The following is a 26,397-nucleotide window of genomic DNA, read 5'->3' as shown; positions in this document are numbered from 1 at the left end:
ACGTAACGAAGCACTACTAGGTCGTGTCTCTGCGATCAGTTGCTCCTTGTTCTGGTCATGCTCAGCAGAGGGGATCTGGCCGCGACGAGTGGGCGGTCCTGGAGCCGCTGCTACCGAAGAGCAACAACCGATGTGGCAGGTGGCGAGACCATCGGCAGGTGATCAACGGGATCATCTACCGGGTCAGTACCGGCTGCCAGTGGCGCGAGTTGCCTGCGCGCTTCGGTCCCTGGCAGACCATCCGCAAACGGCACATGCTCTGGTCGGTCGATGGCACCTGGGAGACGCTGCTCCGACACGTCCGGGCCGTTGCCGACTCCGAGTGCAACATCGACTGGGACATCAACATCGACTCCACCTCGATCCGCGCTCACCTGCACGTCGCCGGAGCACCAAAGGCACCGCCGCCACCCTGTCGGCCACATCAAAGGGGCAGCGGAAAGATCAGCTCACATGCGCGCACTTGTGTCTGCGGCCGTTCTCGGAGGAGACGGTGCGGCAGGCGAGGCGCTCAGACGCTCGCGCGGCGGGCTGACGACGAAGCTGCACCTGAGCGCGGACGGCAAGTGCCGGCCGCTGTCGCTGGCCGTGACACCAGGGCAGCGGGCCGACTGTACGCAGTTCGAAGCGGTCATGGACAAGATTCGTGTCCCTCGGCTGGGCCCGGGCCGGCCTCGCCGAAGGCCAGTGTGGGTGCCGACAAGGCATTCAGAGCTGTTGCGACCCGCTACGACAAGCGGGGATACGTCTTCCTCGGCACCGTCACCGCCGCAGCACTCCTGATCTGCCTACGCTCGTGACCGGAGGCATGTCCGGCTGCCGCCCGCACCGTCCCATGTGGACCAAGAGTCGACGTAGTGCGGCCGAAACGGGTTGCGACCGGGCATATGATCGGCTTGGGTGCCTGCACGTGACTGCATTGAACGATCTCGTACTTCCGGACCGCTATCCACGCTCCTCTCGGTATGACCCCGCCTGGTTGCTCGACCTCGACATGGGGCCGAACCCGCTGTGGCTGCTGGAAGACCTCGCCCACGATCTCGACCTGCGCCCGGGCATGCGGGTTCTCGACCTCGGCTCCGGCAAGGGCGCCACGTCGGTGTTCCTGGCCCGCGAGTATGGAGTCGAGGTCGTCGCGGCCGACCTGTGGATCGCCCCCGAACAGGCGGCAGCGGTCTTCGCCGAGGCGGGTGTCGGTGACCAGGTGGAGGCCGTGCGAGCGGAGGCGCACGCCCTGCCGTTCGAGGCGCAGAGCTTCGACGCGATCGTCAGCGTGGACGCCTTCGAGTACTTCGGTACGGCGGACAACTTCCTGCCCTACCTGCTGCGCTTCCTCCGGCCCGGGGGACAGCTGGGCATGGCGACCCCCGCCATGACACGGGAGATCCGTGAACTTGGGATGATCCCGCCCCACATCAAGAAAGTGGTCGGCTGGGAAGCGATCGCCTGGCACACGGCGGAGTGGTGGCGCTTCCAGTGGGACATCACCGAGTTGGTGCAGGTCACATCCGCGCGGCTGCAGCAGAACGCCTGGCAGGACTGGCTGCTGTGGGCCCGGGCCGGCGCTGAACACCATCCCGATGGCCAGAGCGCGAACCAGCCCGTTATCGACATGCTCACCACAGTCCGCGGAGAATTCCTCTCCTTCGCTCTGGTGACCGCACACAAGAACTGAGCAGACGCCACGTCGACGGTCTGCCTCTCCGGTCGTGACCGGAGAGGCAACTCCTGGTTCCCCCGTCCGGGTGCGCCCGGCGGCCGGTGACCGGTGGCAGGGGAAGAATCAGGTGTCGTCTACGATCACCTGGCCACCAACTATCTTGATGATTGAGATTGTTTTTCATCGAGATACCTGAGCCACCTCGCGTCACCTCGAAAACGCTCGAAAACGCTGTCGGGAGAGCCATGCCTGTCATCACGCGCCGGACCCGTTGGGTCCGGTTGCTGCTGCCCGCCCTGCTGCTGATCGCCTGGCTGGGCGTCGGCACCACCACCGGCCCGTTCGCCGGACGCCTCGGCGAGGTCGCCACCAACGACCAGGCCGCGTTCCTGCCGCGCAGCGCCGAGTCCACCGAGGTGATCGACGAACAGGAAGCCTTCCGGCAGGACGAGACGCTGCCCGCGATCGTCGTGTGGACCGCCGACGGCGGCGGCGAGGTGAGCGGCCGGCGGGCCGCGGCCACCGAGGCGCTCGCCTCGCTCGCGGACGCCCCCGGGGTGACCGGGCGGGTGTCGCCCGCCGTCGTCTCCGAGGACGGCGAAGCCCTGGAGGGCGTCGTCCAGTTGCGGCCCGACCTCGGCGACGGCCTCGCCGGCGCCCTCGACCGCGTCCGGGACGCCGCCGGGAAGGTCCCCGGCACCCAGGTCGGCATCGCCGGGCCCGCGGCCAGCCAGGCCGACCTGTCCGACGCCTTCGCCGGCATCGACGGCCTGCTGCTGATCGTGGCGCTGGTGGCCGTCCTCGTCATCCTGCTGCTGGTCTACCGCAGCGTGCTGCTGCCCTTTCTCGTCATCCTCGGCGCGGTCTTCGCCCTCGGCGTGGCCTGCGCGGTCGTCTACGTCCTCGCCGACCACGACGTGGTCCGGGTCGACGGCCAGGTCCAGGGCATCCTGTCCATCCTGGTGATCGGCGCCGCCACCGACTACGCCCTGCTGCTGACCGCCCGCTACCGCGAGGAACTCGCCCACCGCGAGGACCGCTTCGCGGCGATGCGCGCCGCCCTGCGCGAGTCCTGGGGCGCGATCGTCGCCAGCGCCGCCACCGTCGCGCTCGGCCTGCTCGCCCTGCTGCTGAGCGACCTGACCAACAACCGCGCGCTCGGCCCGGTCGGCGCCATCGGCATCGTCTGCGCCGTCCTGACCACCCTCACCTTCCTGCCGGCCGTCCTCGTCCTCCTGGGCCGCGCCGCCTACTGGCCCGTCAGGCCCCGTCCGGCCGAGGAGAAGCGGGGCGTGTGGCACCGGGTCGCCGACCTGGTGGACCGCGCCCCGCGCAAGGTCTGGGCCGTATCCCTGGTGTGCCTGCTGGCCGCCGCCGCCTTCGCACCGGCCCTCGACTCCAAGGGCGTACCGCTGGACGAGACCTTCGTCGGCGAGGCGCGCTCCGTCGAGGCCCAGCGCACCCTGGGGGAGCACTTCCCCGGCGGCTCCGGCAACCCCGCGGTCGTCATCGCGAACGCCGCACGCGCGGACCGGGTGGTCGCGGTGGCCGAGGACACCGACGGCGTCGCCTCGGCCGCCCCCGTCACCGCGTCCGGCCGGCCCGGCGGGGGCGAGCCGCTGACCGTCGACGGCCGGGTCCGGGTCGACGTCACCCTGAGCGCCGCCGCCGACAGCGACGCGGCCAAGGACACCGTGGCCCGGCTGCGCGACGCGCTGCACGCGGTGCCCGGCGCGGACGCGAAGGTCGGCGGCTACACCGCCCAGCAGTACGACACCCTGCGCACCGCCGAGCGGGACCGCACGCTCATCGTCCCCGTCGTCCTCGCCATCATCTTCGTCATCCTCGTCGCGCTGCTGCGCTCACTGCTGCTGCCGGCCCTGCTGGTGCTCACCGTGGCGCTGAACTTCCTCGCCACCCTCGGTGTCTCGGCCCTCGTCTTCCCGCACGTCCTCGGCTTCACCGGCACGGACCCGTCCGTCCCGCTGTACGGCTTCGTGTTCCTGGTCGCCCTCGGCGTGGACTACAACATCTTCCTGATGTCGCGGGTCCGGGAGGAGTCCCTGCGGCACGGGGTGCGCCGGGGCGTCCTGCGCGGCCTGGTCACCACCGGCGGGGTGATCACCTCCGCCGGTGTGGTGCTCGCCGCGACCTTCGCGGCGCTCGGGGTGATCCCGCTGGCCTTCCTGGCGCAGATCGCCTTCATCGTCGCCTTCGGCGTGCTGCTCGACACCCTGGTCGTACGGTCCCTGCTGGTACCGGCGCTGGCCCGGGACATCGGCCGGCGGGTGTGGTGGCCGGGACGGCTGAGCCGGCGGTGAGGCTCAGCGGGACGCGGAGCGCTCCTTGGCGAAGTCGTACAGCTCCTCGGAGGTGGTGATCAGCTCCTGCCGCTCGGTGCGGGAACCGACCATCGGCCGCGATCCGCGCAGCGGCACCTGCGCGCTCTCCGGCAGGAATCGGACGGTCAGCAGACCGATGGCGCCGGCCACCATCAGGTAGTACGCGGGCACCAGGTCGTCGCCGGTGGCGTTCACCAGCGCCTCGGTGAACAGCGGGGTGGTGCCGCCGAACGCGGCGACGGCGAAGTTGAAGCCGATGCCCATCGCGGCGTAGCGCACGGCGGTCGGGAAGAGGGCGGGCAGGGTCGCGGCGCTCGGCGCGGCGAAGCAGGCCAGCAGGGTGGCCAGCAGCAGCATCCCGAACACCGGGGCCACCGTGCCGTCCGACTTCAGCAGCCAGAACCCCGGCACGGCCAGCACGATCATCGCCGCCGCGCCGACCGCGTACAGCGGACGCCGGCCGACGTGGTCGCTGAGCCGCCCGAGGAAGGTGATCAGCAGCACGATCCACACCATGCCGATCAGGACCAGGACGTCCGCGAAACCGCTGGAGCGGTCCAGCGTCTCGGTCTGGTACGTCGGGAGGTACCCGGTGAGCATGTAGTTGGTGACGTTGTACAGCAGCACGATGCCCATGCAGATGAGCAGCGGACGCCAGTGGTTCCTGAGGATGGTCCTGAACTCACTGCCCGCCGACTTCTGGGCGAGACTCTTCTCGTGCTCGTCCAGCTGCTGCTGGAAGGCCGGGGACTCCTCCAGCTTCAGCCGCATGTACAGACCGATCACGCCCAGCGGACCGGCGATCAGGAAGGGCAGGCGCCAGCCCCAGGAGAGCATCTGGTCGTCGGTGAGCAGGAGATGGAGTACCGTCACCAGCGCGGAACCCAGGGCATATCCGACAAAGGTGCCGAAGTCCAGCCAACTGGAGAGGAAACCGCGTCGGCGGTCCGGCGAGTACTCGGCGACGAAGGTGGTGGCGCCGCCGTACTCGCCGCCGGTGGAGAAGCCCTGGACCATCCGGGCGAGCAGCAGCAGGACCGGGGCGGCGATGCCGATGGTGGCGTAGCTCGGGATCAGGCCGATGGAGAAGGTGCCGAGCGCCATCATGATCATGGTGGTGGCGAGCACCTTCTGCCGGCCGATGCGGTCACCGAGCGGACCGAAGACCAGGCCGCCCAGCGGACGGACCACGAACGCGGCGGCGAAGGTGGCGAAGGAGGAGATCAGCTGGACGCCGGGGGAGGCGCCGGGGAAGAAGACCTTGCCGACGGTGGCGGCGAGGTAGCTGTAGACGCCGAAGTCGAACCACTCCATGCAGTTGCCCAGCGCCGAGGCGCCGACCGCCCGCTTCAGCAACGGCCGCTCGACGACCTGGACGTCCTCCTCGCGGAAGGCCCGCTTGTTGCGCCGCAACCGGTGGGTCAGCTCCTCGCGGACCTGTCCCGGCAGGTTCGCGACCGCTTGCGGCATCTTCATCCGGCCCAGCGGCCCCGACCGGGCGTCGGGCTTGGGGTCCCTCACGCTGCCGCCTTTCTGTTCCTCACGGCTTTTGCCTACGCGAATTCTGTGCCGCACTGATCGTCCGGCGCACGCCGTGGCTGCTGCCCGGGTCCGCACCGGCTCACACCGGGCCATCGGGTGCGGCTGGGAACACGGTGGCCGGCTCGGCCCCGGCAAGGCCCCGGCCGGCCGGCGCCGGTGCCGCCGATCAGGCGGCCGGACGGGGCGGACGGGACGCGGGCCCCGTCCCGCGGTGGCGCCGCGTCAGACGTGCGGCCGCGGCGGGGCGGTGACCCGGTCCGACGGCCGGGTCACTCGCGTGGCGGTACGGCACTGGGCCGTCCGGTGAGCCGTCGGCGTCCAGATCAGTGGAAAGACGTAGGCGTGTTCGAGGAAAGCCGGGGTACGCGACCTGTTGTCGGCCCAGTGGGCCGGCACCGGAACGACAACTCGGGAGGGCTCGTGATGACGGCGGCGATGACGACGCGGAAGACGGACGTCGATGGAGAAGCGGTCCGGCTGCCCCAGGTCGCCGACCCGTCGAAGGTGGCACCGAAGGACGCCCGCGAACTGTCGCGGCTCTTCTTCGACCAGCTCGCGGTGCTGGAGGAGGGGACCCCCGAATACCAGTACGCGCGCAACACCCTGATCGAGATGAACATGTCCCTGGTCCGCTACGCGGCGTCCCGCTTCCGCAGCCGGGGCCCGGAGGAGCGCGAGGACATCGTCCAGGTCGGCATGATCGGCCTGATCAAGGCGATCGACCGGTTCGAGCTGACCCGTGAGGTGGAGTTCACCTCCTTCGCCGTGCCGTACATCGTCGGCGAGATCAAGCGCTTCTTCCGCGACACGTCCTGGGCGGTGCACGTGCCGCGCCGCCTCCAGGAGGCCCGGGTCGAGCTGGCCAAGGCGACGGACGAACTGCGCAGCCGGCTGGGCCGCACGCCGACCGTCAAGGAACTGGCCGAGCTGATGAGCCTGACGGAGGACGAGGTCGTGGAGGCCAGGCTGGCCGCCAACGGCTACAACTCCTCCTCGCTGGACGCCGCGCTCGGCGGCAGCGAGGACGGCGAGACCGTGCTCGCGGACTTCATCGGCACCGAGGACGCGGCGCTGGAACTCGTCGAGGACTTCCACGCGCTGGCCCCGCTCATCGCCGAACTCGGCGAACGGGACCGGCAGATCATCCACATGCGGTTCGTGGAGGAAATGACCCAGGCGCAGATCGGCGAACGCCTCGGCGTCTCCCAGATGCACGTCTCCCGGCTGCTGTCGCGGACCCTGGCCCGGCTGCGGGAGGGCATGCTCACCACCAAGTGACGGTACGCGTGGAGGTGCCGGTGACCTGAGGGCCACCGGCACCTCCACGTCGGGTCAGGGCTGGAGCGGCAGGGTCCGGCAGTCGGACGCGGCAGGCTCGCCCGCGAGGCGGTCGGTGAGCCAGGAGACGGCCTCGCCCTGGTCGGCGAGGAGCGCGGCGAAGTGGTTGATCAGCTTGTCGCCGACGTTCGGCAGGACCACCGGTTCGTAGTCGACCTGCCCGCCCAGCGCGCACCAGCCGGCGGCCATCTCGCGGGTCTGGCCGTGCGGGACCAGGTTGTCGCTGGTGCCGGTGGCCACCCGGACGGGGCCGGCCGGCTTCCTGGTGCCGATGCGCTGCTCGGCCAGGAACGCCTGGAGCGCGGGTTCGGCGCGGATGACGTCGCCGAGTGACTGTCCGGTCTTCGTCCAGGAACCGCTGCGGGCGAAGGCGTAGCCGAACAGCGCGTCGCCGACGCACATGGTCGACAGGTCCTCCAGCGCCTCCCTGCCCGCCTGGTTGACGTACTGGTCCGCGATGGGGCGCAGGGCCGGCTCCGTCTGGAGGAAGCCGTTCAGGGACCAGCCCAGCGCGCCCGCGAGGTCGCTGCCGTCGATCGCCTCGGTGACCTCGGTCAGGTCGGCGGGCGCGGCCCCCGAGTAGGTGCCGGAGAGCGTGACGTCGGGAGCGTAGGAGGGCTGGAGTTCGGCCGCGGCGGCCGTCGCGCCGCCGCCCTGGCTGTAGCCGAACAGGCCCACCGGGGACTCGGCGGTGACCGACGCCTCCGCCAGGGACCGGGCGGCCCGTACGGCGTCCAGGACCGCGTGCGCCTCGTCGACGCGGTTGACGTAGGTGTGCAGCCGGTCGGTGGTGCCCAGCCCGGCGTAGTCGGTGACGACGACCGCGATGCCCCGGGCGAGCAGCCGGTAGACGGCCAGGTCCTCGTAACCGACCGAGACGGTCCGGCCGTTGAAGCGCAGGGGATGCTCCAGGCCCATCGAGGCGGCGCACTGGTCGCCCTGTCCCATGGTGCCGGGGGCGACGACGACCAGCGGACGCGGCCCGTCGCCGCGCCACTTCGCGGTGGGCTCGACGTAGGCGCCGGTGACCGCCATCGGGCCGCCTCCCGCGTCCGTCGACTTGTACATCAGCCGGGTCGCCCGGCCGGGCAGCGGACCGCCGAGGCTCGGCAGGCTCAGCGCCAGCTTCAGCGGCTCGCTGCGGACCAGGGCGCCGTCGGCCTCGGGCAGGGTGGACGGCGGGGTGTAGAAGGCGGGTATCTCCACGCCGCGGGAGACCACGGCGGCCGAACCGCCGGCCGCGGCGGCGGGCACGGCCTGGGCGCCCAGGGCGAGCGCGGCGGCGATCGCGGTGGCGAGCAGGTTGGGGCGTGCGGGCATGGCGGACCTCCTGGTGGAGTGTGCTCGCGCTGCTTCTGCAGGGGTGTCGGGACCGTACCGGGCCAGAAGTTACCCGGGGTAGCACCAGGCTTATTACGGTTCAGTAACTTGACGTGGTGTCTGATAAACAGGGCGCGGGGAGGCCGGTTCAGGCGGGCCAGGCGCCCCGGCCGGCGAGGTCGAGCACCAGCGCCGCGATGTTCCAGGCGTCGTCGTCGCCCCGGTGGTGCCGCCCCTCCAGCGGCAGCCCGGCGAGGCCCAGCGCCCGCGCCATGCCCGGCTTCCGGGACAGCCCGTACGCCGCGGTGAAGACGGCCTTGGCGTCGGTGTGCGTCCGCTCGGGCGCGTGGCCGAAGGGGCAGGGGACGGCGGTGGCACGGCACTGGCGTACGAACTGGCGCCGGTCGTAGTCGCCCCAGCTCGCCCAGGGGCGCCGCCCGGCGTCGTGCTCGCGCGCCAGTGCCCGGCACGCCTCGGCGAAGCTCACGCCGGTCTCCGCCTCCGCCTGCGTCAGCCCGGTCAGTTCGGTGCAGAACGCGCTCACGGTGGACCGGGCGGGCCGCACCAGGAGGCGGTGCCGGCCCACCCGGACCCGGGCGCGCAGATCGACGACGGGGAGCCCGATCTCGATGATCTCGCTCACCGCGCCCGGCGGCGGCTGCCCCGCCCAGCAGGTGGCCTCCACGTCGACGACGTTCAGCAGTCCCGGGCGGCCGTCCGGCGCGGCGGCGGTTCCTTCCATGGCGGCACGGTAGAAGCCCCGCACCCGCCCGTCACCCCGTTCACCGCCGGCTGCGGATCAGCAGATAAAGGAAGTACGGCGTCCCGATGGCCGCCGTCATCAGGCCGGCGCCGAGCTGGGACGGGGCGATCACCGTGCGGCCCAGCAGGTCGGCAGCGCAGACCAGCGTGGCGCCCAGCAGCATCGCGACCGGGACGACCCGCACGTGCCGCCGGCCCACCAGCGCGCGGGCCGCGTGCGGGGCCACCAGGCCGACGAACCCGATGGTGCCCGCGCAGGCCACGGCGGTCGCGCTGAGCAGGACGCCCACGACCAGGAAGCCGAGGCGGCCCGGGGCCAGCCGCAGCCCGAGCAGCCGGGGCGTGTCCTCGTCCAGCGACACCAGGTCCAGCTCGGTGCGCCGGGCCACCGCGAAGACGACGCCGACGACCAGGACCAGCGCCACCGGCAGCACGTCGGTCAGGGTCCGCCCGTAGGTGGAACCCGACAGCCAGGTCAGCGCCTTGGTCGCGTTGAACGGGTCGGTGAGCACGATGAGCAGGCTGATCAGCGCCGTGGTCCCGGAGGCCACGCCGATGCCGACCAGGACGAGGCGGTTCTGCCGGAAGCCGTCCCGCGCGGCGAGGCCGAAGACCAGGGCGGCGGTGACGCCGGCCCCCGCGAACGCCGCCCCGGCGACGCCCCAGCCGCCGGCCGTGGGCACGGTCGTCACCAGCAGCACCGCGCCGAGCGCAGCCCCGCCGGAGACGCCGAGGACACTGGGGTCGGCGAGCGGGTTGCGGGTGACGGCCTGCACCAGCGTGCCGGACAGGGCGAGCGCCGCACCGGCGCCGAGCGCGGCCAGCACGCGGGGCACACGGGTGTCCAGGACGAAGGAGACGGTCTGCCCGGCCCGGCCCTGCAGCCAGTTGGTGACGTCGCCCAGCAGCAGCTTGCTGTCGCCGATCAGCACCCCGGCGATCGTGACGCCGACGAAGGCGGCCACCAGGAGGACCACCGCCGTCAGGAACGCCGCCCGGCCGGGGACGCGCATCCGGTCCGGTGCGCCCGACTCGCCGGTGTCCGGCAGCCGCAGTGCCATCGCGACCAGGAACACGGCACCGACCAGGCTGGTGACCACACCCGTGGGCACGGCCACCGACAGGTCGTCCGGCGCCACCGCCCGCAGCAGCACGTCCGAGCCCAGGACCAGGGCCGCGCCGGTGAGCGCCGCCGCGGGCAGGCTGCCGCGCGAGCGGGCGAACCCCCGGAACCGGCGGGACAGCGGCCGGACCAGCGCGGGCGCGCACAGGCCGACGAAGCCGATCGGCCCGGCCAGCGTGACCGCCGCCGCGGACAGCAGCGCGGCCAGCGTGACCGCCGTGACGCGGGTGGCCCGCACCGGCACGCCCAGGCCGCGCGCCGCGTCGTCCCCGAGGGCGAGCGCGTCGATCCGGCGGGCCGTCAGCAGCAGTCCCGCCAGGCCGATCACGGCGACCGGCAGCATTTGCAGGACGCCGTCGAAGCCGTTCTGGCCGATGCTGCCCTGGTTCCAGGCGTAGAGGCCCTCCGTCTGCTCGGGGAAGAGCAGGAGCAGCCCCTCGGTGACGGCGTTCAGGCCCAGCATCAGCGCGGTGCCGGCCAGCACCAGCCGGACCGTGCCGGTGCCGAGCCCGGACAGGCCGAGGACGACCGCCGCCGCGGCCAGACCGCCGACGAAGGCGACGCCGGAGGAGGCGAGCAGCGGCAGGGAGAGGCCGGTGGCGCCGGCCAGGCCGAGCGCCAGGTAGGAACCGGCGTTCACCGCCAGGGTGTCGGGGGAGGCGAGGACGTTGCGGCTGACCGCCTGCAGGACGCCGCCGGCCACGCCGAGGACGGCGCCGACCAGCAGGCCGGCCGCCGCCCGGGGCAGCCGGGAGGCGATCACGACCGACGCGTCGGAGGCGTCGGCCCGCCCGGTGAGGGCCTTGAACACCTCGGCCGGTCCGACCGAGGCGGTGCCCTGGGCGATGTCCCAGACGGCGAGGACGGCGACCAGGAGGACGAGTCCGGCCGTCACCGCGCCCGCGCCCGAACGGGAGACGGGAGCCGCCGACGGGCGGGTGACGGGTTTCGTCGCGGTGACGGCCATGACCTCGCTACTTCGTCAGCGCGTCGACGAGCGAGTCGATGTACGCCGACATCGACCCGGGGCCGCCGAACATCCAGATGCCGTCGTCCAGCCGGTGCACGTCACCGGACTTGACGAACGGCAGCGACTTCCACACCGAGTTCTTGGCGAGGACGCCGGTGAACGGGGTGGCGTTGTCGTCCGCGTCGTTGCCGATGTACGCGAACCGCGTGTCGTCCGGCAGGTCGGTCAGGCCCTCGACGTCGGTGGAGCCGAGGCCGTACGCCGCGTCGCCCTTGACCGTCCAGGCGTTCTTCAGCCCGATCTCCTCGGCGACCTCACCGAGCAGCGAGTTCGCGGTGTACGGGCGGATCGACACCTGGTTGGAGGTGACGTAGCCGTCGGCGAAGGCGTAGTCCGCGCCGTCCAGACCGGCGTCGGCGATGGCCTTCTTGCCCTCGGCGACCTTCGCCTCGAAGTCCGCGCGGACCGTCTTGGCCTTCTCGGTGGTGCCGGTGGCCTCGGCGATGAGGTCCACGTTGCCGAGCATCCGGTCGATCTGTCCGGCGCCGTCTGCGGACTTGACCGACAGCACCGGGGCGACCTTCTTCAGCTGCTTGACGGCGGAGGCCGGCAGGTCGGTGGTGGTCACGATGAGGTCGGGCTTGAGCGAGGCGACGGTGTCCATGCTGGGCTCGCCGCGGGTGCCGATGTCCTTGGGCGAGTTGGTCAGTGGCACCGCGCTGTCCCAGGTGTTGTAGCCCTTGGGGTCGGCGACGCCCACCGGCTTCACACCGAGCGAGACGAGGCTCTCGACGACGTTCCACTCGGTGGCGACCACCTTGGTGGCGGGCCCGTCCAGCTCGACCTTCGCGCCGGTGCCGTCCGTGAGGGTGATGGCCTCGGAGGACTTCCCGGAGCTGTCCGCGGCCGGCTCGGTGGTGCCGCAGGAGGACAGGGCGAGCGCCGCGGCGGTGACGGTGACCGCGGTGAGGAGCGTACGTCTCATGAGGTGGTGCCGAGCCTTTCACGTCGGGTGTGGTGGCGGCCGATCGGGCGGGTGCGCAGCCGGCCGGTGAGGGGGTCGGTGTCGACGTCGATCCGGATGCCGTAGACGGCGGTCAGCCGTTCCGGCGTCAGGACCTCCTCGGGCGGACCGTCGGCGACGATCCGGCCCGCTTCGAGCAGGGTGACGCGGTCGGCCACGGCCGCCGCCTGGTCGAGGTCGTGCAGGACGACGCCGACGGCGATGCCGTGGTCGTCGGCCAGGTCACGGATGAGATCGAGGAGTTCGACCTGGTAGCGCAGGTCGAGGTAGGTGGTCGGTTCGTCCAGCAGCAGGACGCCGGTCTCCTGGGCGAGACAGCTGGCGAGCCAGACCCGCTGCAACTGCCCGCCGGAGAGGTGGTCGGCGCCGCGTCCGGCCAGCTCCGTCACGCCGGTCAGGGCGAGCGCCCGGTCGACCGCGGCCGGACCGTGCGGGTCCGACCGACCCCAGCGGCCCCGGTACGGGTAGCGGCCGAACTCGACCACGTCGCGCACGGTCAGCCCGCTCGGCGTGGGGCGGCCCTGGGTCAGCAGCGACACGTACCGCGAGAACTCACGGGACGTCAGCGCCGACGCGTCGGTGTCGCCGTCGATCCGTACCGTGGCGCTCCGGGCCCGCTGCAGCCGGGCGATCGTACGCAGCAGCGTGGACTTGCCGCTGCCGTTCGGGCCGATCAGGACGGTCACCTCGCCGGGCCGCAGCTCGACCGCGGCGCCGTGGACGACGTCCACGCCGTCGTACGCCACGGTCACGTCCGTGGCCGACAGCTCATGGCCGCGCAACCGCACGGCGCCGTCCGCTTCTTCACCAGATCTCACGAGGTGAAGGTTAGCCTAACCTAATAACTGCTGGTAGTGCCGGGTCGCGACGACGACCGGACGACGGCTCAACCCGCCTGCCAGGATTCCGGCTTCCACATGCCCGAGCGGTTCAGGGAGGCCGGGCAGTGCAGGTATATCTCGTCGATGTCCAGCACGATCGCCAGCGCGGGACGCCTGCCGTCGCCCGCCGCCATCGCGTCGAAGAACGGGGCGTCGGTGAGGATGCGGGCCCGGCCGTTGATCCGCAGCACCTGCTTGCCGCCCGGGACCAGGTACAGCAGACCGGCGCGCGGATTGTCGAGGATGTTGTGGAAGCTGTCCCCGCGCCGGTTCCCCGGCCGGTCCGGCAGCGCGATCCGGCCCGGAGCGAGGACATGGGTGAAGCCCGGGGCGTCACCGCGCGGGGAGACGTCGCAGTTCCCGTCGGCGTCGGAAGTGCCCAGCAGGCAGAAGGAGGAGCGGGCCAGGATCTCCAGATCCTCGTCGGTCAGCCGGTCGTGGACCTTGTCGATGACCAAGGGCCAGGGCTCACCCAGCAGTTCGCGCAGCTCGGCGCGGGAGCCGAGCTCGACCCAGCCCTCTCCGGTGCCGGTGTCCGGCCGGTCCTCGGCGGCGTCGATCGTGTGCGGCAAGGCCGGCTCCAAGCTGTGCGGGGACGATGAGTGGTTGCGAACCGAACGATATCTGATGTTAGGTTCGCCTTACCTGATCATCCGGGCGGGTCCGTCCGGTGACTCGGGCCGCTCACCTGCCCCCAAGGACTTCCCATGCGCCCAGTCCCTTCCCCCCGGCCGGCCCCCCGGTGACCGCTCCCGCCCCGGCCCGCCCGCAGGACGCCGGGAACACCGGGACCGGCGCCGGCCGGCGGCACGGCGGCGCGGCCGTCACGGCGGGGCTCTGCCTGCTGGCCGTCCTGCTGGCCGTGTCGATCGCGCTCAGCCTGGCCGTCGGCTCGGGCGACGTGCCCCTGCGCGACGTCGTGCGGGGCGTGCTGGACCCCGACCGCTCGGTCCGTGCCCAGCTCGTCGTCCAGGAGGTACGCCTCCCGCGCACCCTGGCCGGAGTGCTGGCCGGCGTCGCCCTCGGCCTCGCGGGCACCGTGATGCAGGGCGTCACCCGCAACCCGCTCGCCGACCCCGGCCTGCTCGGCATCAACGCGGGCGCGGCCGTCGCCGTCGTCTTCGCGATGAGCGTCCTGTCCCTCACCGAACCCGGCCAGTACATCTGGTTCGGCTTCCTGGGCGCCTGCCTGGCGGCGGGACTCGTCTACGGGGTGGCCGGCCTCGGCCGCGAGGGCGCCACGCCCGTCAAGCTCGCCCTCGCCGGAGCCGCCGCCACCGGGCTGCTGGTCTCCCTCACCGACACCATGCTCCTCACCGACAGCCGGACCTACGACCAGTACCGCTTCTGGCAGGTCGGCGCGCTCGACGGCCGCGACCCCGACGTCCTCCTCCAGGCAGCGCCCTTCGTCGTCGTCGGAGGCGTCCTGGCGCTGGGCATGGGACCGCGCCTCAACGGCCTCGCGCTCGGCGACGACATCGCCCGCGCCCTCGGCCAACGGGTCGCCGTCGCCCGCCTGACGGGGGCCGTCAGCGTGGTCCTGCTGTGCGGCGCGGCGACCGCGATCGCCGGACCCATCGGCTTCGTCGGCCTCGCGGTGCCGCACGCGGTCCGCATGCTCACCGGCCCCGACCACCGCTGGATGCTGCCCTACAGCGCCCTGCTGGCACCGGTCCTGCTGCTGGTCGCCGACGTCATCGGCCGGGTCGTCGCCCCGCCCGGCGAGGTCCAGGTCGGCGTCGTCACCGCCGCCGTGGGCTGCGTGCCGTTCATCCTGCTCGTCCGCAGGCGTGGGAAGGCGGACCTGTGAACGCCCGCACCGCCACCGCCACCCCGGAGGCCGCCGCGCACATCGGCCGCCTCCGCCGCGCCCGCGCAATCCGTTTCGCCGCCGTCTGCGCGGCCCTGGCACTCGTCGCGCTGGCCGCGCTGGTGCTGTCCCTCACCGTCGGCGACATCGACGTCCCGTTCACGGACGTACTGGCGGTCCTCACCGGACGCGCGGACGCGGGCACCTGGTTCATCGTGGGCGAACTGCGGCTGCCCCGCGCCCTGCTCGCCCTCCTCGTCGGCTGCTGCTTCGGCCTGTCCGGCGCCGTCTTCCAGGCACTGCTGCGCAACCCGCTGGCAAGTCCCGACGTCATCGGCGTGAGCGCCGGCGCCAGTGCCGGCGCCGTCCTCGCATCCATGGCGTTCGGCCTCAGCGGCCTCGCCATGTCGGGCAGTGCCCTGGTGGGCGCGCTCGTCGCCGGCACCGCCATCTACCTGCTCGCCTGGCGCGACGGGGTCAGCGGCGGACGGTTCGTGCTCATCGGCATCGGCGTCGGCACCGGACTGATCAGCCTGCGCTCCTACCTGATGACCCGCGCGGAGGTCACCGAGGCGGCGAACGCCTTCGTCTGGCTGACCGGCAGCCTCAACGGCCGCTCCTGGGACCAGTTCTGGCCCCTGCTCGGCTGCGCCGTCGTCCTGCTGCCGCTCACCCTGGCCGCGGCCCGCGGCCTCGGCGCGCTCCAGCTCGGCGACGAGACGGCCGGCGGCCTCGGTGCCCGGGTGCAGCGCGACCGGCTCGCGCTGCTGGCGAGCGCCACCGCCCTGGTCGGCGCGGCCACCGCGGCGGCCGGTCCCATCGGGTTCGTCGCCTTCGTCTCCCCGCCCGTCGCCCGCCGCCTAATGCCCGGCCAGGGCGCCGCCCTGGTGCCGTCCGCGCTGACCGGCGCCGCGCTGGTCTGCCTCGCCGACTTCGCCGCCCAGCACGCGCTGCCCGGCACCCAGGTGCCGGTGGGCGTGGTCACCAGCGTCATCGGCGCCCCCTACCTGCTGTGGCTGCTGGCCCGGGCGGGCCGGGTCGGCCGCGCCGGCTGACCGCACCGCACCCCGTCCGTCACCCCCGTACCCGTCCGACGTAGGAGAACCCCGGTGTCGTCCCAGCACACCCTTCAGACCCGCGACCTCGGTCTCGGCTACGGGGAGCGCGAGATCATCTCCGGTCTCGACGTCGACCTGCCGCCGGGCCGCCTCACCGTGGTGGTCGGCCCGAACGCCTGCGGCAAGTCGACACTGCTGCGCGCCATGGCCCGGCTGCTGACCCCCACCGCCGGCACCGTGCTCCTGGACGGCAAGGACATCCACCGCACCTCGACCCGTGAGGTGGCCGCCTGTCTCGGCATGTTGCCGCAGAGCCCCGTGGCCCCCGACGCCATCACCGTGGCCGACCTCGTCGGCCGGGGCCGCTACCCGCACCAGGGCTGGTTCCGCCGCTGGACCGCGGCGGACAGCGAGGGTGTGGCCGCGGCCATGCTCGCCACCGACGTCCTGGAACTCGCCGACCGGTCCGTGGACGAACTCTCCGGCGGCCAGCGCCAGCGCGTGTGGATCGCCATGGCGCTCGCCCAGGAGACCGACATCCTCCTGCTCGACGAACCCACCACCTACCTCGACATCAGCCACCAGCTGGACGTCCTGGACCTGCTCACCGACCTCAACCGGGACCGCGGCGTCACCCTCGCCGTCGTCCTGCACGACCTCAACCTGGCCTGCCGCTACGCCGATCACCTGATCGCCATGAAGGCCGGCCGGGTCGTCGCCGAGGGCGCCCCGTCCGACGTCGTCACCGAGTCCCTCGTGCGCGAGGTGTTCGGACTGCGCTCGACGGTGATCGAGGACCCGGCCTCCGGCACCCCGATGGTGGTCCCGCTCGGCCGGCACCACGTCCCCGCCCCGTGAACCGCGTGAACCGCACAGAAAGAGCGAGCCCCCTCATGTCTCTTACGTCCGCCTCCCGCCGCCCCTGGCGCCTGTTCGCCCCGGCCCTCGTCCTGTCCCTGATGGGCGCCCTCGCGGCCTGCGGCGGCGGTTCGTCCTCGGACGACTCCGCCGCCGACTCCTCGGCGAAGACGGCCTCCGGTGCCTTTCCGGCCAAGGTCGCCACCAAGTTCGGCACCGTCACCGTCGACGAACAGCCCAAGAGAGTGGTCGCCCTCGGCTGGGGCGATGCCGAGACCGCCCTCGCCCTGGGCGTGCAGCCGGTCGGCCAGAGCGACTGGCTCGCCTTCGGCGGCGACGGCACCGGCCCCTGGGCGAAGGACCTGTACGACGAGAGCCCCCAGAAGATCGGCACCCTGGAGCCCGAGTACGAGAAGATCGCCGCGCTCAAGCCCGACCTGATCCTCGACACCAAGTCCAGCGGCGACCAGACCCGCTACGACACGCTCAGCAAGATCGCCCCCACCATCGGGGTGCCGAAGGGCGGCGAGCAGTACAAGATCGGCTGGGAGAAGCAGACCACGATGATCTCCCAGGCGCTCGGCCTCGCCGACGAGGGCGAGAAGCTGATCGCCGATAACGAGGAGAAGTTCGCCGCCGCCGCGAAGGCGCACCCCGAGTTCAAGGGCAGGACGATCACGGTCGGCTCCCGCACCTCCAGCGGCTGGGGCGCCTACGTCCGGGGCACCGACCGGATCGGCTTCGTCGAGGAGCTGGGCTTCGAGAACAACCCGAAGATCGAGGCCGAGGCCGGTGAGGGCTTCTCGGTGACGGTCTCCGAGGAGAACCTCCAGATGCTCGACGCCGACCTGGTGGTCATGGCACCCATCGGCATCGAGGCGTCCAAGATCTCCGGTGACGCGCTGTACAAGTCGCTGCCCGCGGTGAAGAAGGGCCACGACGTCGTCTTCGACGACCAGGACATCAGCCAGGCCTTCGCCACCAACTCAGTGCTGTCGGTCGGCTACGCCCTGGACAAGGTCGTCCCGCTGTTCGCCGGGGCTCTCAAGTAGTCAGAACGCGTAGCGCACCCGCAGCCAGGGCGCGCGGGCGGTGATCAGAGCGCGCAAAGCCTCCACCGCCTCCGCCTTGGCCTGGTTCCGGTAGCGGACGTTGAGCGCCCCGTTCTCGGAGCGCTTGGCCTGCTGGAGCTCCGGCCGCCACAGCACCTCCTCGGCCCGGGGGTGCCAGCCGAGGTTGACCTCGTGCAGGTCCCGGTTGTGCGTCAGCATGATCACCTCGGCGGCGGCCTGCCGCTTGACCCGCTCCGGCAGGACGTCGTCGAGGTGATCCAGCAGCTCGGCCCAGGCGTCCTGCCAGCCGGGCCGGAGCACCACGGGGGAGAGGTTGAAGTGCACCTCGTACCCGGCGTCCAGGAAGTCGGCCGCGGCGGCGATCCGCTCGGCCACCGGCGAGGTGCGCAGGTCCAGCAGCCGGGCGTCCTGCGGGGGCATCACCGAGAACCGGATCCGGGTCCGGCCGCGCGGGTCGAGGGCGAGCAGGTCGGGGTTGACGAACTTGGTCGCGAACGACGCCTTCGCGGTCGGCCACCGCCGGAACGCGCGGACCAGGTCCGCGGTGTTGTCGCTGATCAGCGCGTCCACCGAGCAGTCGCCGTTCTCGCCGATGTCGTACACCCACGCCGTCGCGTCGCACTGGTTCGGCTCGGGCTTCGGACCCTGCCGGGCCACGTGCCGGCCGATGTGTCCGATGATCCGCTCGATGTTGGTGAAGACCGTGACCGGATTGGCGTAGCCCTTGCGCCGGGGCACGTAGCAGTAGGCGCAGGACATGGCGCAGCCGTTGGAGGCGCCCGGCGCGATCCAGTCGGCGGAGCGTCCGTTGGGGCGGGTGGTGAGCGTCTTGCGCTCGCCGAGCACCAGTGTCTCGCCCTTGACCCGGACCCAGCGCTCGACGTTCCCCTCGTTGCCGTGCAGCCCCGGGATGCCCCAGTGGGAGGCGACCTCGGTCAGCCGGGCGCCGGGGAAGCGGGCGAGGATCTGCCGGCCGCGCGGCGAGGCGGCCGCCGCGGGCTCGGCGTGGATCTCCCGGACGGGCAGCAGCCGGCGGGCCGTGGCCGAGTCACGGAAGGACGGACCCGTCCCGGCCGTCTCCGTCAGGGCGTCGAGCCCGAACAGTGTGCCGGGATCGTCGTCCGGGACGGGGGACGGGGGGTGCATCGGTGCTCCGCGGTGTGGGGTATGTCCGTAAAGGACCGTTGTTCCACTGTACGGGCATCAGCGAGGGAGTCGTCGGCCACCGTGTTTCCGGGCCGTACGGGGGCATACGGGTGGCACGGCGCCGCACGGCGCCGTCCGACCCGAGGAGGCCCCCGTGCTCGCCATCGTCGCAGCGGTTCTGTTCCTCATCGCCTTTCTGATCAACGCGGCGGACATCTCGACCAACGACGTCTTCACGTCGGTCAACTTCATGCTCGTCGGGCTCGCCCTGCTGGCGCTGCACGTCGCGGGGATCGGCAGCGGCTGGGCGGCCCGGACCCGCCGGCGCTGACGGTCAGGGAACGCGCGCGACCGCCGCGTAGATACCGCTCTCCTCCGGCTCGGGGCGCTCCTGCTCCGGGCCGTACCACTCGGGCGCGGTGACCAGCCCCGGCTCGATCAGCCCCAGTCCGTCGAAGAACCGGGCGACCTCCGCCCTGGTGCGGAAGCCGAGGCGGATGCCGCCCTTCGCGTACTGCGCGATGACCTGTTCCGCCAGCTCGGGGAAGAGGTCGATCGCGGCGTGCGAGAGCACCAGGTGGCTGCCGGAGGGCAGGGTGTCGACCAGCCGCCGGACGATGCCGTGGGCGTCCTGGTCGTCGGGGATGAAGTGCATCAGGGCGATCAGGGACAGCGCGATCGGCCGGTCGAAGTCGAGGACGGCCCGGGCGTGCTTCACGATCTCGTCCGGGTCGCGCACATCGGCCTGGATGTAGTCCGTGGCGCCCTCGGGACGGCTCACCAGCAGCGCCTCGGCGTGCCGCAGCACGATCGGGTCGTTGTCGGCGTAGACCACCCGGGCCGTCGGCACCGTGCGCTGCACGATCTGGTGCAGGTTGGGCTCGGTGGGGATGCCCGTGCCGATGTCGAGGAACTGGTCGATCCCCTGGGCGGCGAGGTGGGCGACGGCGCGGTTCATGAACGCCCGGTTCTGCCGGGCCGCGTCGTGCGCCTCCGCCGGCAGGGTCCGGCCGACCGCCTCGTCGACGGGGTAGTTGTCCTTGCCGCCCAGCAGCCAGTCGTAGACACGCGCGGGATGGGCCTTGCTGGTGTCGATCTCCAGGGGCCGGGAACTGTCCGTCGTCATGGCACGCTCCGTCGTCCGTCGTCCGGGGTGCGTCGGGACCGCACCTGGTGATCATCGTACTGCCGGGGAGGGGGAGTTGGGACGCGCACGGGTCAGTCGAGCGGCAGGGTGCGCGGCGGCCGGTACGTCCATTCCCGGTCCGCGTCGGTGATCTCGCGCAGGACCCGCGCCGGGGTGCCGGCGACCACGGTCATGGGCGGTACGTGGGCCGTCACCACGCTGCCCGCGCCGACCACAGACCCCCGGCCGATGGTGATACCCGGCATGATCAGCGCCCCCGCGCCGATCCACACGTCGTCCTCGATGCGCACCGGCGCCGAGAACTGGGTGCCGTCCCGGCGCAGCTCCGGGTGGACCGGGTGACCGGTGGTGCTCACGGTGACGTGCGGGGCGAACATCACCCGGTCGCCGACGGCCACCTCGACGTCGTCGACCAGCGTGAGGCCGAAGTTGGCGTACACGCCGTCGCCCAGGCGGACGTTGCGTCCGTAGGCCACGTGCAGCGGCGGCTCGATCCACACGCCCGTGCCCAGCGCGCCGAACAGCTCCGTCAGGAGCGCCGTACGGCCCGCCTCGTCGCGGGGCGCGGTCCGGTTGTAGGCGTCGGCCGGCTCCTTGCCGCGCAGCCGCTCCTCCGTCAGGCCCGGTACGCCGTCGGAGTACAGCTCCCGGGCCGCCATGCGCCGGCGTACGTCCTGTTCGTGCGGGTCGGGTGTCACGGGTCCTCCTGGGTCGGGTGCGGTCCGCGCGCCCCCCGCGGGGAGCGCGCGGACGGGGGTCCGGTCAGCCGCCGGGCTGCCGCAGTACGGCGACCTCGCGGGGGCCGAGGACGAGGGTGCCGTCGGCGCCGGTGGTGCCGGTCAGGATCTCGCCGGGCAGCTCCGGCACCGGCACCGTGTCGTCGGTGCGGTTGACCAGGAACAGGAACCGGGCGTCCGGCCCGCGCCGCACGGTCGCCTCGACGCGTCCGCGCAGTCCGGCGGGGAGGTCGCTCGCCACCCCGGCCGCCTCCAGCAGCCGGGGGAGCAGCGCGGTGAGCCCCGCGACGCCGAGCCGGGTGGAGACATAGGCGGCCGAACCGTCGCCGGCGGGCCGCCGGGTCACGGCCGGGCGTCCGGCGTGGTCACCGGTGCGGTAGCGGGCCAGCACCTCGGTCTCCTCGGCGGTGACGGTGATCCGGTCGGTCCACAGCCCGCCCGTGGTCGCACCGCTCGTGGTCGTACCGCCCGCCGTCGCACCGCTCGTGGTCGTACCGCCCGCCGTCGCACCGCTCGTCGTCGCGTCGTCGAGTTCCACCGTGTCGCCGTCGAGCAGCGGCCCGAACTCCTCGATGCGGATGCCGAGCAGCTTGCGCAGGGCCCCGGGGTAGCCGCCCAGCCAGACGTGGTCGTTCTCGTCGACGACACCGGAGAAGTACGTGGTGACCAGGTGACCGCCCCGCTCGGCGTACCGGGTCAGCTCCTTGGCCAGGTCGGCGGGGACCAGGTGCAGCACCGGCGCGATCAGCACCTTGTGGCGGCTCAGCTCGGCGCGGGTGGCGACCAGGTCGGCGCGGACGCCGAGGGCCAGCAGCGCCGAGTACCAGTCCAGGGCCTCCTGGCGGTAGTCGAGCAGTGAGGTGGGGTGCGAGTCCTGCTCGCTCGCCCACCACGACTCCCAGTCGAAGAGGATGCCGACCTCGGCCGCCTCCCGCTCGCTGCCGGCGACCGGCGCGAGGGCCTTCAGGGTCTGGCCCAGGGACACGACCGCGCGGAACAGGTCACTGTCCGGGCCGGCGTGCGGGACCATCGCCGAGTGGTACTTCTCGGCGCCCGCCGCCGACTGCCGCCACTGGAAGTAGCAGACCGCGTCGGCGCCGTGCGCCACGTGCAGCAGCGCGTCCCGGGCCAGTTCGCCCGGCCGCTTGGCCACGTTCACCGGCTGCCAGTTCACCGCGCTGGTGGAGTGCTCCATCAGGAACCACGGCCGCCCGCCGGCGATGCCGCTGGTGAGGTTGGCGGAGAAGGACAGTTCGTCGCGGTCCTGCGGGCCGGGGTGCACGTAGTGGTCGTTGGAGACGAAGTCGATCTCGGATGCCCAGTCGGCGTAGTTCATGCCCTTGGTGCCGCCCATCACCATGAAGTTGGTGGTGACCGGGACGTCCGGGGTGATCTCCCGCAGGATGTCGCGCTCGGCCCGCAGGTGGTCCTTGAGCGCGTCGGACGAGAACCGCTTGAAGTCCAGCTGCTGCGTCGGGTTGGGGTGCGAGCCGGCCAGCCGGGGCGGCAGGATCTGCTCCCAGTCGGTGTAGCGCTGGGACCAGAAGGCGGTGCCCCAGGCGTGGTTGAGGGCGTCGAGCGAGGTGTACCGGGCGCGCAGCCAGGCGCGGAAGGCACGGGCCGCGTCGTCGGAGTAGTCGTACACGTTGTGGCAGCCCAGTTCGTTGGAGACGTGCCAGGCGACCAGCGCCGGGTGGGAGGCGTAACGCGTCGCCATCTCGCGCACCAGGCGCAGCGCGTGCTCGCGGAACACCGGCGAGGTGGGCCGCCAGTGCTGCCGGGCCCCGGGCCACACCGTCTCGCCCCGGTCGGTGACCGGCAGGATCTCCGGGTGGGCGGTGGTCAGCCACGGCGGCGGGGAGGCGGTGGCGGTGGCCAGGTCGGCCCCGACGCCGTTGGCGTGCAGCAGGTCCATGACCTCGTCGAGCCAGCCGAAGTCCCACTGGTCCGGACCGGGTTGCAGCCGGGCCCAGGAGAAGATCCCCACGGAGACGACGTTGACGCCGGCCTCGCGCATCAGCCGGACGTCCTCGTCCCACACCTCTCGGGGCCACTGCTCGGGGTTGTAGTCGGCGCCGAAGAGGAGACGGGGGGTCCGGTCGTCGTCGTCCGGGCCGCCGGAGCGCGACAGGAGAGTGGAGATCATGGCGGTCCTTCCAGAGGTGCAGATGTGCAAAGGGGCGGCGCGGACTCGCCGCACCGCCCCGGGAGTTGAGCTATCGGGTCACTCGACGGTGAAGCCCTGCTCCTTGCCGTACTTGATCGAGGCGTCCTGCCAGGACTTCAGGGCGTCGCTCAGCTTGGTGTCGGAGACGTAGGCCTTGCCCACGGTGTCGTTGAAGATCGAGTTCGCGTACACCTGGAAGGGCAGGTACGACCAGTCGTCCGCGACGTCGGCCGCCGATTCGGCGAAGATCTTGTTGGCCTGCTGGCCGCCGAAGTAGTCGAACTTGGTCTCCTGGAACGTCGAGGACTGCAGGTCCTCGGTGGTCGCCGGGAAGGCACCCTCGTCGAGCCGGGTCTTCACGCCCTTGCCGGAGTTGGCGTACTCGACGAACGCGTAGGCCAGTTCCTCGTTCTTGCCCAGCTCCGGCAGGGCCAGCGAGCTGCCGCCGTTCTCCGCGCTCGACTTGCCGCCTTCCTTCCACTGCGGCAGCGGGGCGACCCGCCAGTCACCGGAGGCGTCCTTGGCGCCCGACTCCAGGTTGGCGGGCATCCAGGCGCCGGTGGCCAGGGAGGCGATGGTGCCGTCGGCCAGGCCCTTGAACCACTCGTCGCTCCAGGCGGCGATGGGGGCGACCAGGTCGTCGTCGAGGAGCTTCTGCCAGGTGTCGCTGTAGGTGGTGGCGCCCTGGTCGGAGAAGTCGACCTTCACGTTGGTGCCGCCGGTCACCGAGTACGGGCGCGAACCGGCCTGCCACAGCAGGCTGGTGGTGGTGCCCGCGTCACCGGCGTCGGCGGTGATGTACGCCTTGGGGTCGGCCTGGTGCAGCTTCTTGGCGGCCTCGACGTACTCGTCCCAGGTGCTGGGCACCTCGATGCCGTACTTGTCGAAGACCTTCTTGTTGTAGAACAGCGCCATCGGACCGGAGTCCATGGGCAGCGCGTACACCCCGTCGGTGCCCGACTGGACCGCGGACCACGGGCCGGGGGAGTAGTGCGCGGCGAGCTTGCCCGCGCCGAACTCGCTGAGGTCGGTCAGCCCCTTGGACAGCGCGTACTGGCCGATGGCGTAGTACTCGATCTGCGCCACGTCCGGGACGCCCTTCTTCGCCGATATGGCGTTCGACAGGGCGGTGTACTGGTCGGCGTTGGTGCCGGCGTTGACCAGGTTGACCTTGACCTTCGGGTGCGCCTTCTCGAAGTCCGCGGCCACCTTCTTCAGCGTGGGCTCCCATGCCCATACGGTGATCTCGCCGCCCTTCTCCAGAGCCGCCTTGATGTCGGACTCGGAGACCGACTTCCCGCTCGATTCTCCGTCGGAGTCACCGCAGGCGGTGGCTCCCAGCGCGAGAGCGCAGACGAGTCCGATGCTGCGCAGCAGGCGGCGCGAGTGCTTGTGCATGGTCGAGCTTCCACTTCCTTGTGGCCGGGGTCGGCCCTGTCGGGGGTGTGCAGAACGAGGAACATGCGTGGGGGGAGGTCGTGCTGGGGGGAGCTGCCGTCACTCCTTGACACTCCCGGCGGCGAGCCCGGACTGCCAGTACCTCTGAAGCAGCAGGAACGCGGCCACCAGGGGCACGATGGTGATCAGGGATCCGGTGATGACCAGGTTGAACACCACCTCGCCACCGGCCGTTTGGGCTTGAGCGTTCCAGGCGTTCAGTCCCAGGGTCAGGGGGTACCAGTCCGGATCCTTGATCATGATCAGCGGCAGGAAGTAGTTGTTCCATGTCGCGACCATGGTGAACAGCAGGACCGTCACAATACCGGGAGCCAGCAGCGGCAGTGCAACTCGGAAGAAAGTTCGAGCCTCGCTCGCACCGTCGATACGGGCGGCTTCCATCAGTTCGGTCGGTATGGCATCGGTGGCGAACACCCACATCAGGTACAGACCGAACGGCGAAATAAGTGACGGGATGATGACTGCCCAAGGGGTGTTGGTGAGTCCCATCTTGCTGAACATCAGGAAGGTGGGCACCGCCAGCGCCGTGGTCGGCACCGCGACCGCACCGATCACGACGGCGAACACGGCCTTTTTGCCCGGGAATTGGTACTTGGCGAGCGCGTAGCCGCCGAGCACGGCGAGGAAGGTGGCGCCGCCCGCGCCCAGGACGACGTACATCAGGGTGTTCAGCAGCCAGCGGGTGAACACACCGTCGTCGTAGGTGAACGTGTCGGCGATGTTGCTCCACAGGGCGAAGTCGTCGTCGAACCACAGGCCGAACGAACTGCCCAGCCCCTCCTGGGTCTTGGTGGCGCTGATGAGCAGCCAGAGCAGGGGCACCAGGGCGTAGAGCAGTACCAGGCCGGTGAGGACGGTCAGCAGGACACTGCGCTTCGGCTTGCCGGCCGACGGCCGGCGGCGGTGGGAGCGCAGCCGCGGCGGCGCGGCGTGCGAACGGCCGGACGGGGTGGCGTGGTGACGGCCCGAGGCGGTGGTGACAGGACTGGTCATCGCTGCTTCACACTCCCTTGCGCGTGCCGCGCAGCTGGACGATGTAGGCGATGACCATGGTGATCAGCCCCATGATGATGGCGACCGCCGCGGAGTAGTTCTGCTGCTGTCCGTTGAAGGACAGCGAGTACGTGTAGAAGTTCGGCGTGTAGTCGGTGGTGATGGCGTTCCTCGCCAGCGGCCGGATGATGCTCGGCTCGTTGAACAGCTGGAAGCTGCCGATGATGGAGAAGATCGTGGCGATCACCAGGGCGCCGCGGATCGCCGGGAGCTTGATGGCGGTGATGACCCGGAACTGCCCCGCGCCGTCGATCTGCGCCGCCTCGTACAGCGAGTTCGGGATCACCCGCAGCGCCGAGTAGAAGATCAGCATGTTGTAGCCGATGAACTCCCAGGTGACGATGTTGCCGATGGAGGCCAGCATCAGGTCGGCGCCGAGCGGGTCCGGCAGCGAGACACCCAGGGCGTCGTTGATGTCACCGACCAGGCCGTAGCGGGTGCCGTACATGAACGACCACATCAGGGTGGCTACCACGGCGGGCACGGCGTACGGCAGGAAGATCGAGATCCGGAAGAAGTCCCGGCCGTACAGGCGTCCGCTGTCCAGGGCCAGGGCCACCAGCAGCGCGAGGCCCAGCATGATCGGCACCTGCACGACCAGGAAGAGCGTGACGCGGCCGAGGGCGGACCAGAACCGGTCGTCGTCCAGGGCCTGTTGGTAGTTGTCCAGGCCGACGAAGGTGGTGCCGCCGATCAACTGCTCGCGGAACAGGCTCAGGTAGATCGAGTACGCGATCGGCGCGAGGAAGACCAGGGCGAACACGGCCACGAACGGGCCGAGGAAGCCCCAGCCCGTCCAGGACCGGCGGTCCCGGCGCGCCTTGGGCGGTGCGGGACGCGGTCCGGAGGCCGCTGGGGGGTGCAGCGTCGTCATCTCGTTCCTTGCTGGGGTTCATATGCTGAACTCGCGATGTTTACGTAAACATCG

General features: G+C 71.5%; 22 protein-coding genes and 1 pseudogene. 9 read left to right on the top strand and 14 right to left on the bottom strand.

The window, feature by feature from the left end; genetic code table 11:
- Window positions 1-29 precede the first annotated feature (29 nt).
- The 3 genes and pseudogenes from J7I94_RS31890 to J7I94_RS31880 all read left to right on the top strand — a co-directional run bounded on the left by J7I94_RS31890 (window position 30) and on the right by J7I94_RS31880 (window position 3,981).
- Window positions 30-800: pseudogene (locus J7I94_RS31890) on the top strand (IS5 family transposase).
- A 179-nt stretch (window positions 801-979) separates the two neighbouring features.
- On the top strand, window positions 980-1,675 hold the full coding sequence (locus tag J7I94_RS31885; RefSeq protein ID WP_251076042.1) for a cyclopropane-fatty-acyl-phospholipid synthase family protein: 696 nt from the start codon (window positions 980-982) through the stop codon (window positions 1,673-1,675).
- 230 nt (window positions 1,676-1,905) lie between these two features.
- Window positions 1,906-3,981 (top strand): MMPL family transporter, encoded by a 2,076-nt coding sequence (locus J7I94_RS31880; RefSeq protein WP_215172755.1) that lies wholly within the window; start codon window positions 1,906-1,908, stop codon window positions 3,979-3,981.
- A 3-nt stretch (window positions 3,982-3,984) separates the two neighbouring features.
- Here the strand turns inward: J7I94_RS31880 and J7I94_RS31875 are convergent, their stop codons facing one another.
- Window positions 3,985-5,478 carry an MFS transporter gene (locus J7I94_RS31875; protein WP_215172759.1) on the bottom strand — a complete coding sequence of 498 codons (1,494 nt, stop codon included), beginning with the start codon at window positions 5,476-5,478 and terminating at the stop codon, window positions 3,985-3,987.
- A 501-nt stretch (window positions 5,479-5,979) separates the two neighbouring features.
- Between J7I94_RS31875 and J7I94_RS31870 the strand changes: the two genes are divergently transcribed.
- Window positions 5,980-6,822: an RNA polymerase sigma factor SigF gene (locus tag J7I94_RS31870; protein WP_215172753.1), complete on the top strand. Its 843-nt coding sequence runs from the start codon at window positions 5,980-5,982 to the stop codon at window positions 6,820-6,822.
- 54 nt (window positions 6,823-6,876) lie between these two features.
- Here the strand turns inward: J7I94_RS31870 and J7I94_RS31865 are convergent, their stop codons facing one another.
- The 6 genes from J7I94_RS31865 to J7I94_RS31840 form a co-directional block, all read right to left on the bottom strand.
- Window positions 6,877-8,202: an alpha/beta fold hydrolase gene (locus tag J7I94_RS31865; RefSeq protein WP_215172750.1), complete on the bottom strand. Its 1,326-nt coding sequence runs from the start codon at window positions 8,200-8,202 to the stop codon at window positions 6,877-6,879.
- 148 nt (window positions 8,203-8,350) lie between these two features.
- A complete protein-coding gene (locus tag J7I94_RS31860; RefSeq protein ID WP_215172748.1) occupies window positions 8,351-8,944 on the bottom strand; it encodes a 3'-5' exonuclease in 594 nt (197 codons plus the stop codon).
- Window positions 8,945-8,984: 40 nt separating this feature from the next.
- Window positions 8,985-11,054, bottom strand: coding sequence for an iron ABC transporter permease (locus J7I94_RS31855; protein WP_215172746.1), 2,070 nt, complete (start codon window positions 11,052-11,054; stop codon window positions 8,985-8,987).
- Between the two features lie 7 nt (window positions 11,055-11,061).
- Window positions 11,062-12,042: an ABC transporter substrate-binding protein gene (locus J7I94_RS31850; protein WP_215172744.1), complete on the bottom strand. Its 981-nt coding sequence runs from the start codon at window positions 12,040-12,042 to the stop codon at window positions 11,062-11,064.
- Window positions 12,039-12,899, bottom strand: a complete 861-nt coding sequence (locus J7I94_RS31845) for an ABC transporter ATP-binding protein (protein WP_215172742.1) — start codon at window positions 12,897-12,899, stop codon at window positions 12,039-12,041. Before J7I94_RS31845 ends, J7I94_RS31850 begins: the two co-directional genes overlap by 4 nt.
- A 68-nt stretch (window positions 12,900-12,967) precedes the next feature.
- A complete protein-coding gene (locus J7I94_RS31840; protein WP_215172741.1) occupies window positions 12,968-13,534 on the bottom strand; it encodes an MSMEG_1061 family FMN-dependent PPOX-type flavoprotein in 567 nt (188 codons plus the stop codon).
- Window positions 13,535-13,704: 170 nt separating this feature from the next.
- Here J7I94_RS31840 and J7I94_RS31835 point away from each other — a divergent pair, with 170 nt between their 5' ends.
- The 4 genes from J7I94_RS31835 (at window position 13,705) to J7I94_RS31820 (ending at window position 17,740) form a co-directional block, all read left to right on the top strand.
- On the top strand, window positions 13,705-14,772 hold the full coding sequence (locus tag J7I94_RS31835) for an iron ABC transporter permease (RefSeq protein WP_215172739.1): 1,068 nt from the start codon (window positions 13,705-13,707) through the stop codon (window positions 14,770-14,772).
- A gap of 68 nt (window positions 14,773-14,840) precedes the next feature.
- A complete protein-coding gene (locus J7I94_RS31830) occupies window positions 14,841-15,827 on the top strand; it encodes an iron chelate uptake ABC transporter family permease subunit (protein WP_308114782.1) in 987 nt (328 codons plus the stop codon).
- A gap of 54 nt (window positions 15,828-15,881) precedes the next feature.
- Entirely contained in the window at window positions 15,882-16,688 is an 807-nt protein-coding gene (locus tag J7I94_RS31825; protein WP_215172737.1) for an ABC transporter ATP-binding protein, read from the top strand.
- A 35-nt stretch (window positions 16,689-16,723) separates the two neighbouring features.
- Window positions 16,724-17,740: an iron-siderophore ABC transporter substrate-binding protein gene (locus J7I94_RS31820; protein WP_215172736.1), complete on the top strand. Its 1,017-nt coding sequence runs from the start codon at window positions 16,724-16,726 to the stop codon at window positions 17,738-17,740.
- On the opposite strand, the gene J7I94_RS31815 is transcribed toward J7I94_RS31820, so the two are convergent.
- A complete protein-coding gene (locus J7I94_RS31815; protein ID WP_215172735.1) occupies window positions 17,741-18,907 on the bottom strand; it encodes a spore photoproduct lyase family protein in 1,167 nt (388 codons plus the stop codon).
- A 154-nt stretch (window positions 18,908-19,061) separates the two neighbouring features.
- Here J7I94_RS31815 and J7I94_RS31810 point away from each other — a divergent pair, with 154 nt between their 5' ends.
- Complete coding sequence (locus J7I94_RS31810) at window positions 19,062-19,238, top strand: hypothetical protein (RefSeq protein ID WP_215172733.1); 177 nt, start codon at window positions 19,062-19,064, stop codon at window positions 19,236-19,238.
- 3 nt (window positions 19,239-19,241) lie between these two features.
- On the opposite strand, the gene J7I94_RS31805 is transcribed toward J7I94_RS31810, so the two are convergent.
- From J7I94_RS31805 to J7I94_RS31780, 6 genes are all read right to left on the bottom strand, one after another.
- On the bottom strand, window positions 19,242-20,033 hold the full coding sequence (locus J7I94_RS31805; RefSeq protein ID WP_215172732.1) for an SAM-dependent methyltransferase: 792 nt from the start codon (window positions 20,031-20,033) through the stop codon (window positions 19,242-19,244).
- 92 nt (window positions 20,034-20,125) lie between these two features.
- Window positions 20,126-20,752 (bottom strand): sugar O-acetyltransferase, encoded by a 627-nt coding sequence (locus tag J7I94_RS31800; RefSeq protein WP_215172731.1) that lies wholly within the window; start codon window positions 20,750-20,752, stop codon window positions 20,126-20,128.
- A gap of 64 nt (window positions 20,753-20,816) precedes the next feature.
- Window positions 20,817-22,937 carry a beta-galactosidase gene (locus J7I94_RS31795; protein ID WP_215172730.1) on the bottom strand — a complete coding sequence of 707 codons (2,121 nt, stop codon included), beginning with the start codon at window positions 22,935-22,937 and terminating at the stop codon, window positions 20,817-20,819.
- Between the two features lie 78 nt (window positions 22,938-23,015).
- Entirely contained in the window at window positions 23,016-24,356 is a 1,341-nt protein-coding gene (locus J7I94_RS31790; protein ID WP_215172729.1) for an ABC transporter substrate-binding protein, read from the bottom strand.
- Between the two features lie 99 nt (window positions 24,357-24,455).
- Window positions 24,456-25,409 (bottom strand): carbohydrate ABC transporter permease, encoded by a 954-nt coding sequence (locus J7I94_RS31785; protein WP_215172727.1) that lies wholly within the window; start codon window positions 25,407-25,409, stop codon window positions 24,456-24,458.
- 7 nt (window positions 25,410-25,416) lie between these two features.
- Window positions 25,417-26,343, bottom strand: a complete 927-nt coding sequence (locus tag J7I94_RS31780) for a carbohydrate ABC transporter permease (RefSeq protein ID WP_215172724.1) — start codon at window positions 26,341-26,343, stop codon at window positions 25,417-25,419.
- Window positions 26,344-26,397: the final 54 nt, after the last annotated feature.

The sequence above is a fragment of the Streptomyces sp. ISL-12 genome (genome assembly GCF_018614415.1).
GTDB lineage: Bacteria > Actinomycetota > Actinomycetes > Streptomycetales > Streptomycetaceae > Streptomyces.
The sequence above is the reverse complement of the archived record's forward strand: the minus strand, read 5'-3'. Positions and strand labels throughout refer to the sequence as shown.

What these genes read in the sequence shown, in the direction of transcription:
- J7I94_RS31880 (WP_215172755.1), top strand. Translation starts at nt 1,906, where the DNA reads ATGCCTGTCATCACGCGCCGGACCCGTTGGGTCCGGTTGCTGCTGCCC.
- J7I94_RS31875 (WP_215172759.1), bottom strand. Translation starts at nt 5,478, where the DNA reads ATGAAGATGCCGCAAGCGGTCGCGAACCTGCCGGGACAGGTCCGCGAG.
- J7I94_RS31870 (WP_215172753.1), top strand. Translation starts at nt 5,980, where the DNA reads ATGACGACGCGGAAGACGGACGTCGATGGAGAAGCGGTCCGGCTGCCC.
- J7I94_RS31865 (WP_215172750.1), bottom strand. Translation starts at nt 8,202, where the DNA reads ATGCCCGCACGCCCCAACCTGCTCGCCACCGCGATCGCCGCCGCGCTC.
- J7I94_RS31860 (WP_215172748.1), bottom strand. Translation starts at nt 8,944, where the DNA reads ATGGAAGGAACCGCCGCCGCGCCGGACGGCCGCCCGGGACTGCTGAAC.
- J7I94_RS31855 (WP_215172746.1), bottom strand. Translation starts at nt 11,054, where the DNA reads ATGGCCGTCACCGCGACGAAACCCGTCACCCGCCCGTCGGCGGCTCCC.
- J7I94_RS31850 (WP_215172744.1), bottom strand. Translation starts at nt 12,042, where the DNA reads ATGAGACGTACGCTCCTCACCGCGGTCACCGTCACCGCCGCGGCGCTC.
- J7I94_RS31820 (WP_215172736.1), top strand. Translation starts at nt 16,724, where the DNA reads ATGTCTCTTACGTCCGCCTCCCGCCGCCCCTGGCGCCTGTTCGCCCCG.
- J7I94_RS31815 (WP_215172735.1), bottom strand. Translation starts at nt 18,907, where the DNA reads ATGCACCCCCCGTCCCCCGTCCCGGACGACGATCCCGGCACACTGTTC.
- J7I94_RS31805 (WP_215172732.1), bottom strand. Translation starts at nt 20,033, where the DNA reads ATGACGACGGACAGTTCCCGGCCCCTGGAGATCGACACCAGCAAGGCC.
- J7I94_RS31795 (WP_215172730.1), bottom strand. Translation starts at nt 22,937, where the DNA reads ATGATCTCCACTCTCCTGTCGCGCTCCGGCGGCCCGGACGACGACGAC.
- J7I94_RS31790 (WP_215172729.1), bottom strand. Translation starts at nt 24,356, where the DNA reads ATGCACAAGCACTCGCGCCGCCTGCTGCGCAGCATCGGACTCGTCTGC.
- J7I94_RS31785 (WP_215172727.1), bottom strand. Translation starts at nt 25,409, where the DNA reads ATGACCAGTCCTGTCACCACCGCCTCGGGCCGTCACCACGCCACCCCG.
- J7I94_RS31780 (WP_215172724.1), bottom strand. Translation starts at nt 26,343, where the DNA reads ATGACGACGCTGCACCCCCCAGCGGCCTCCGGACCGCGTCCCGCACCG.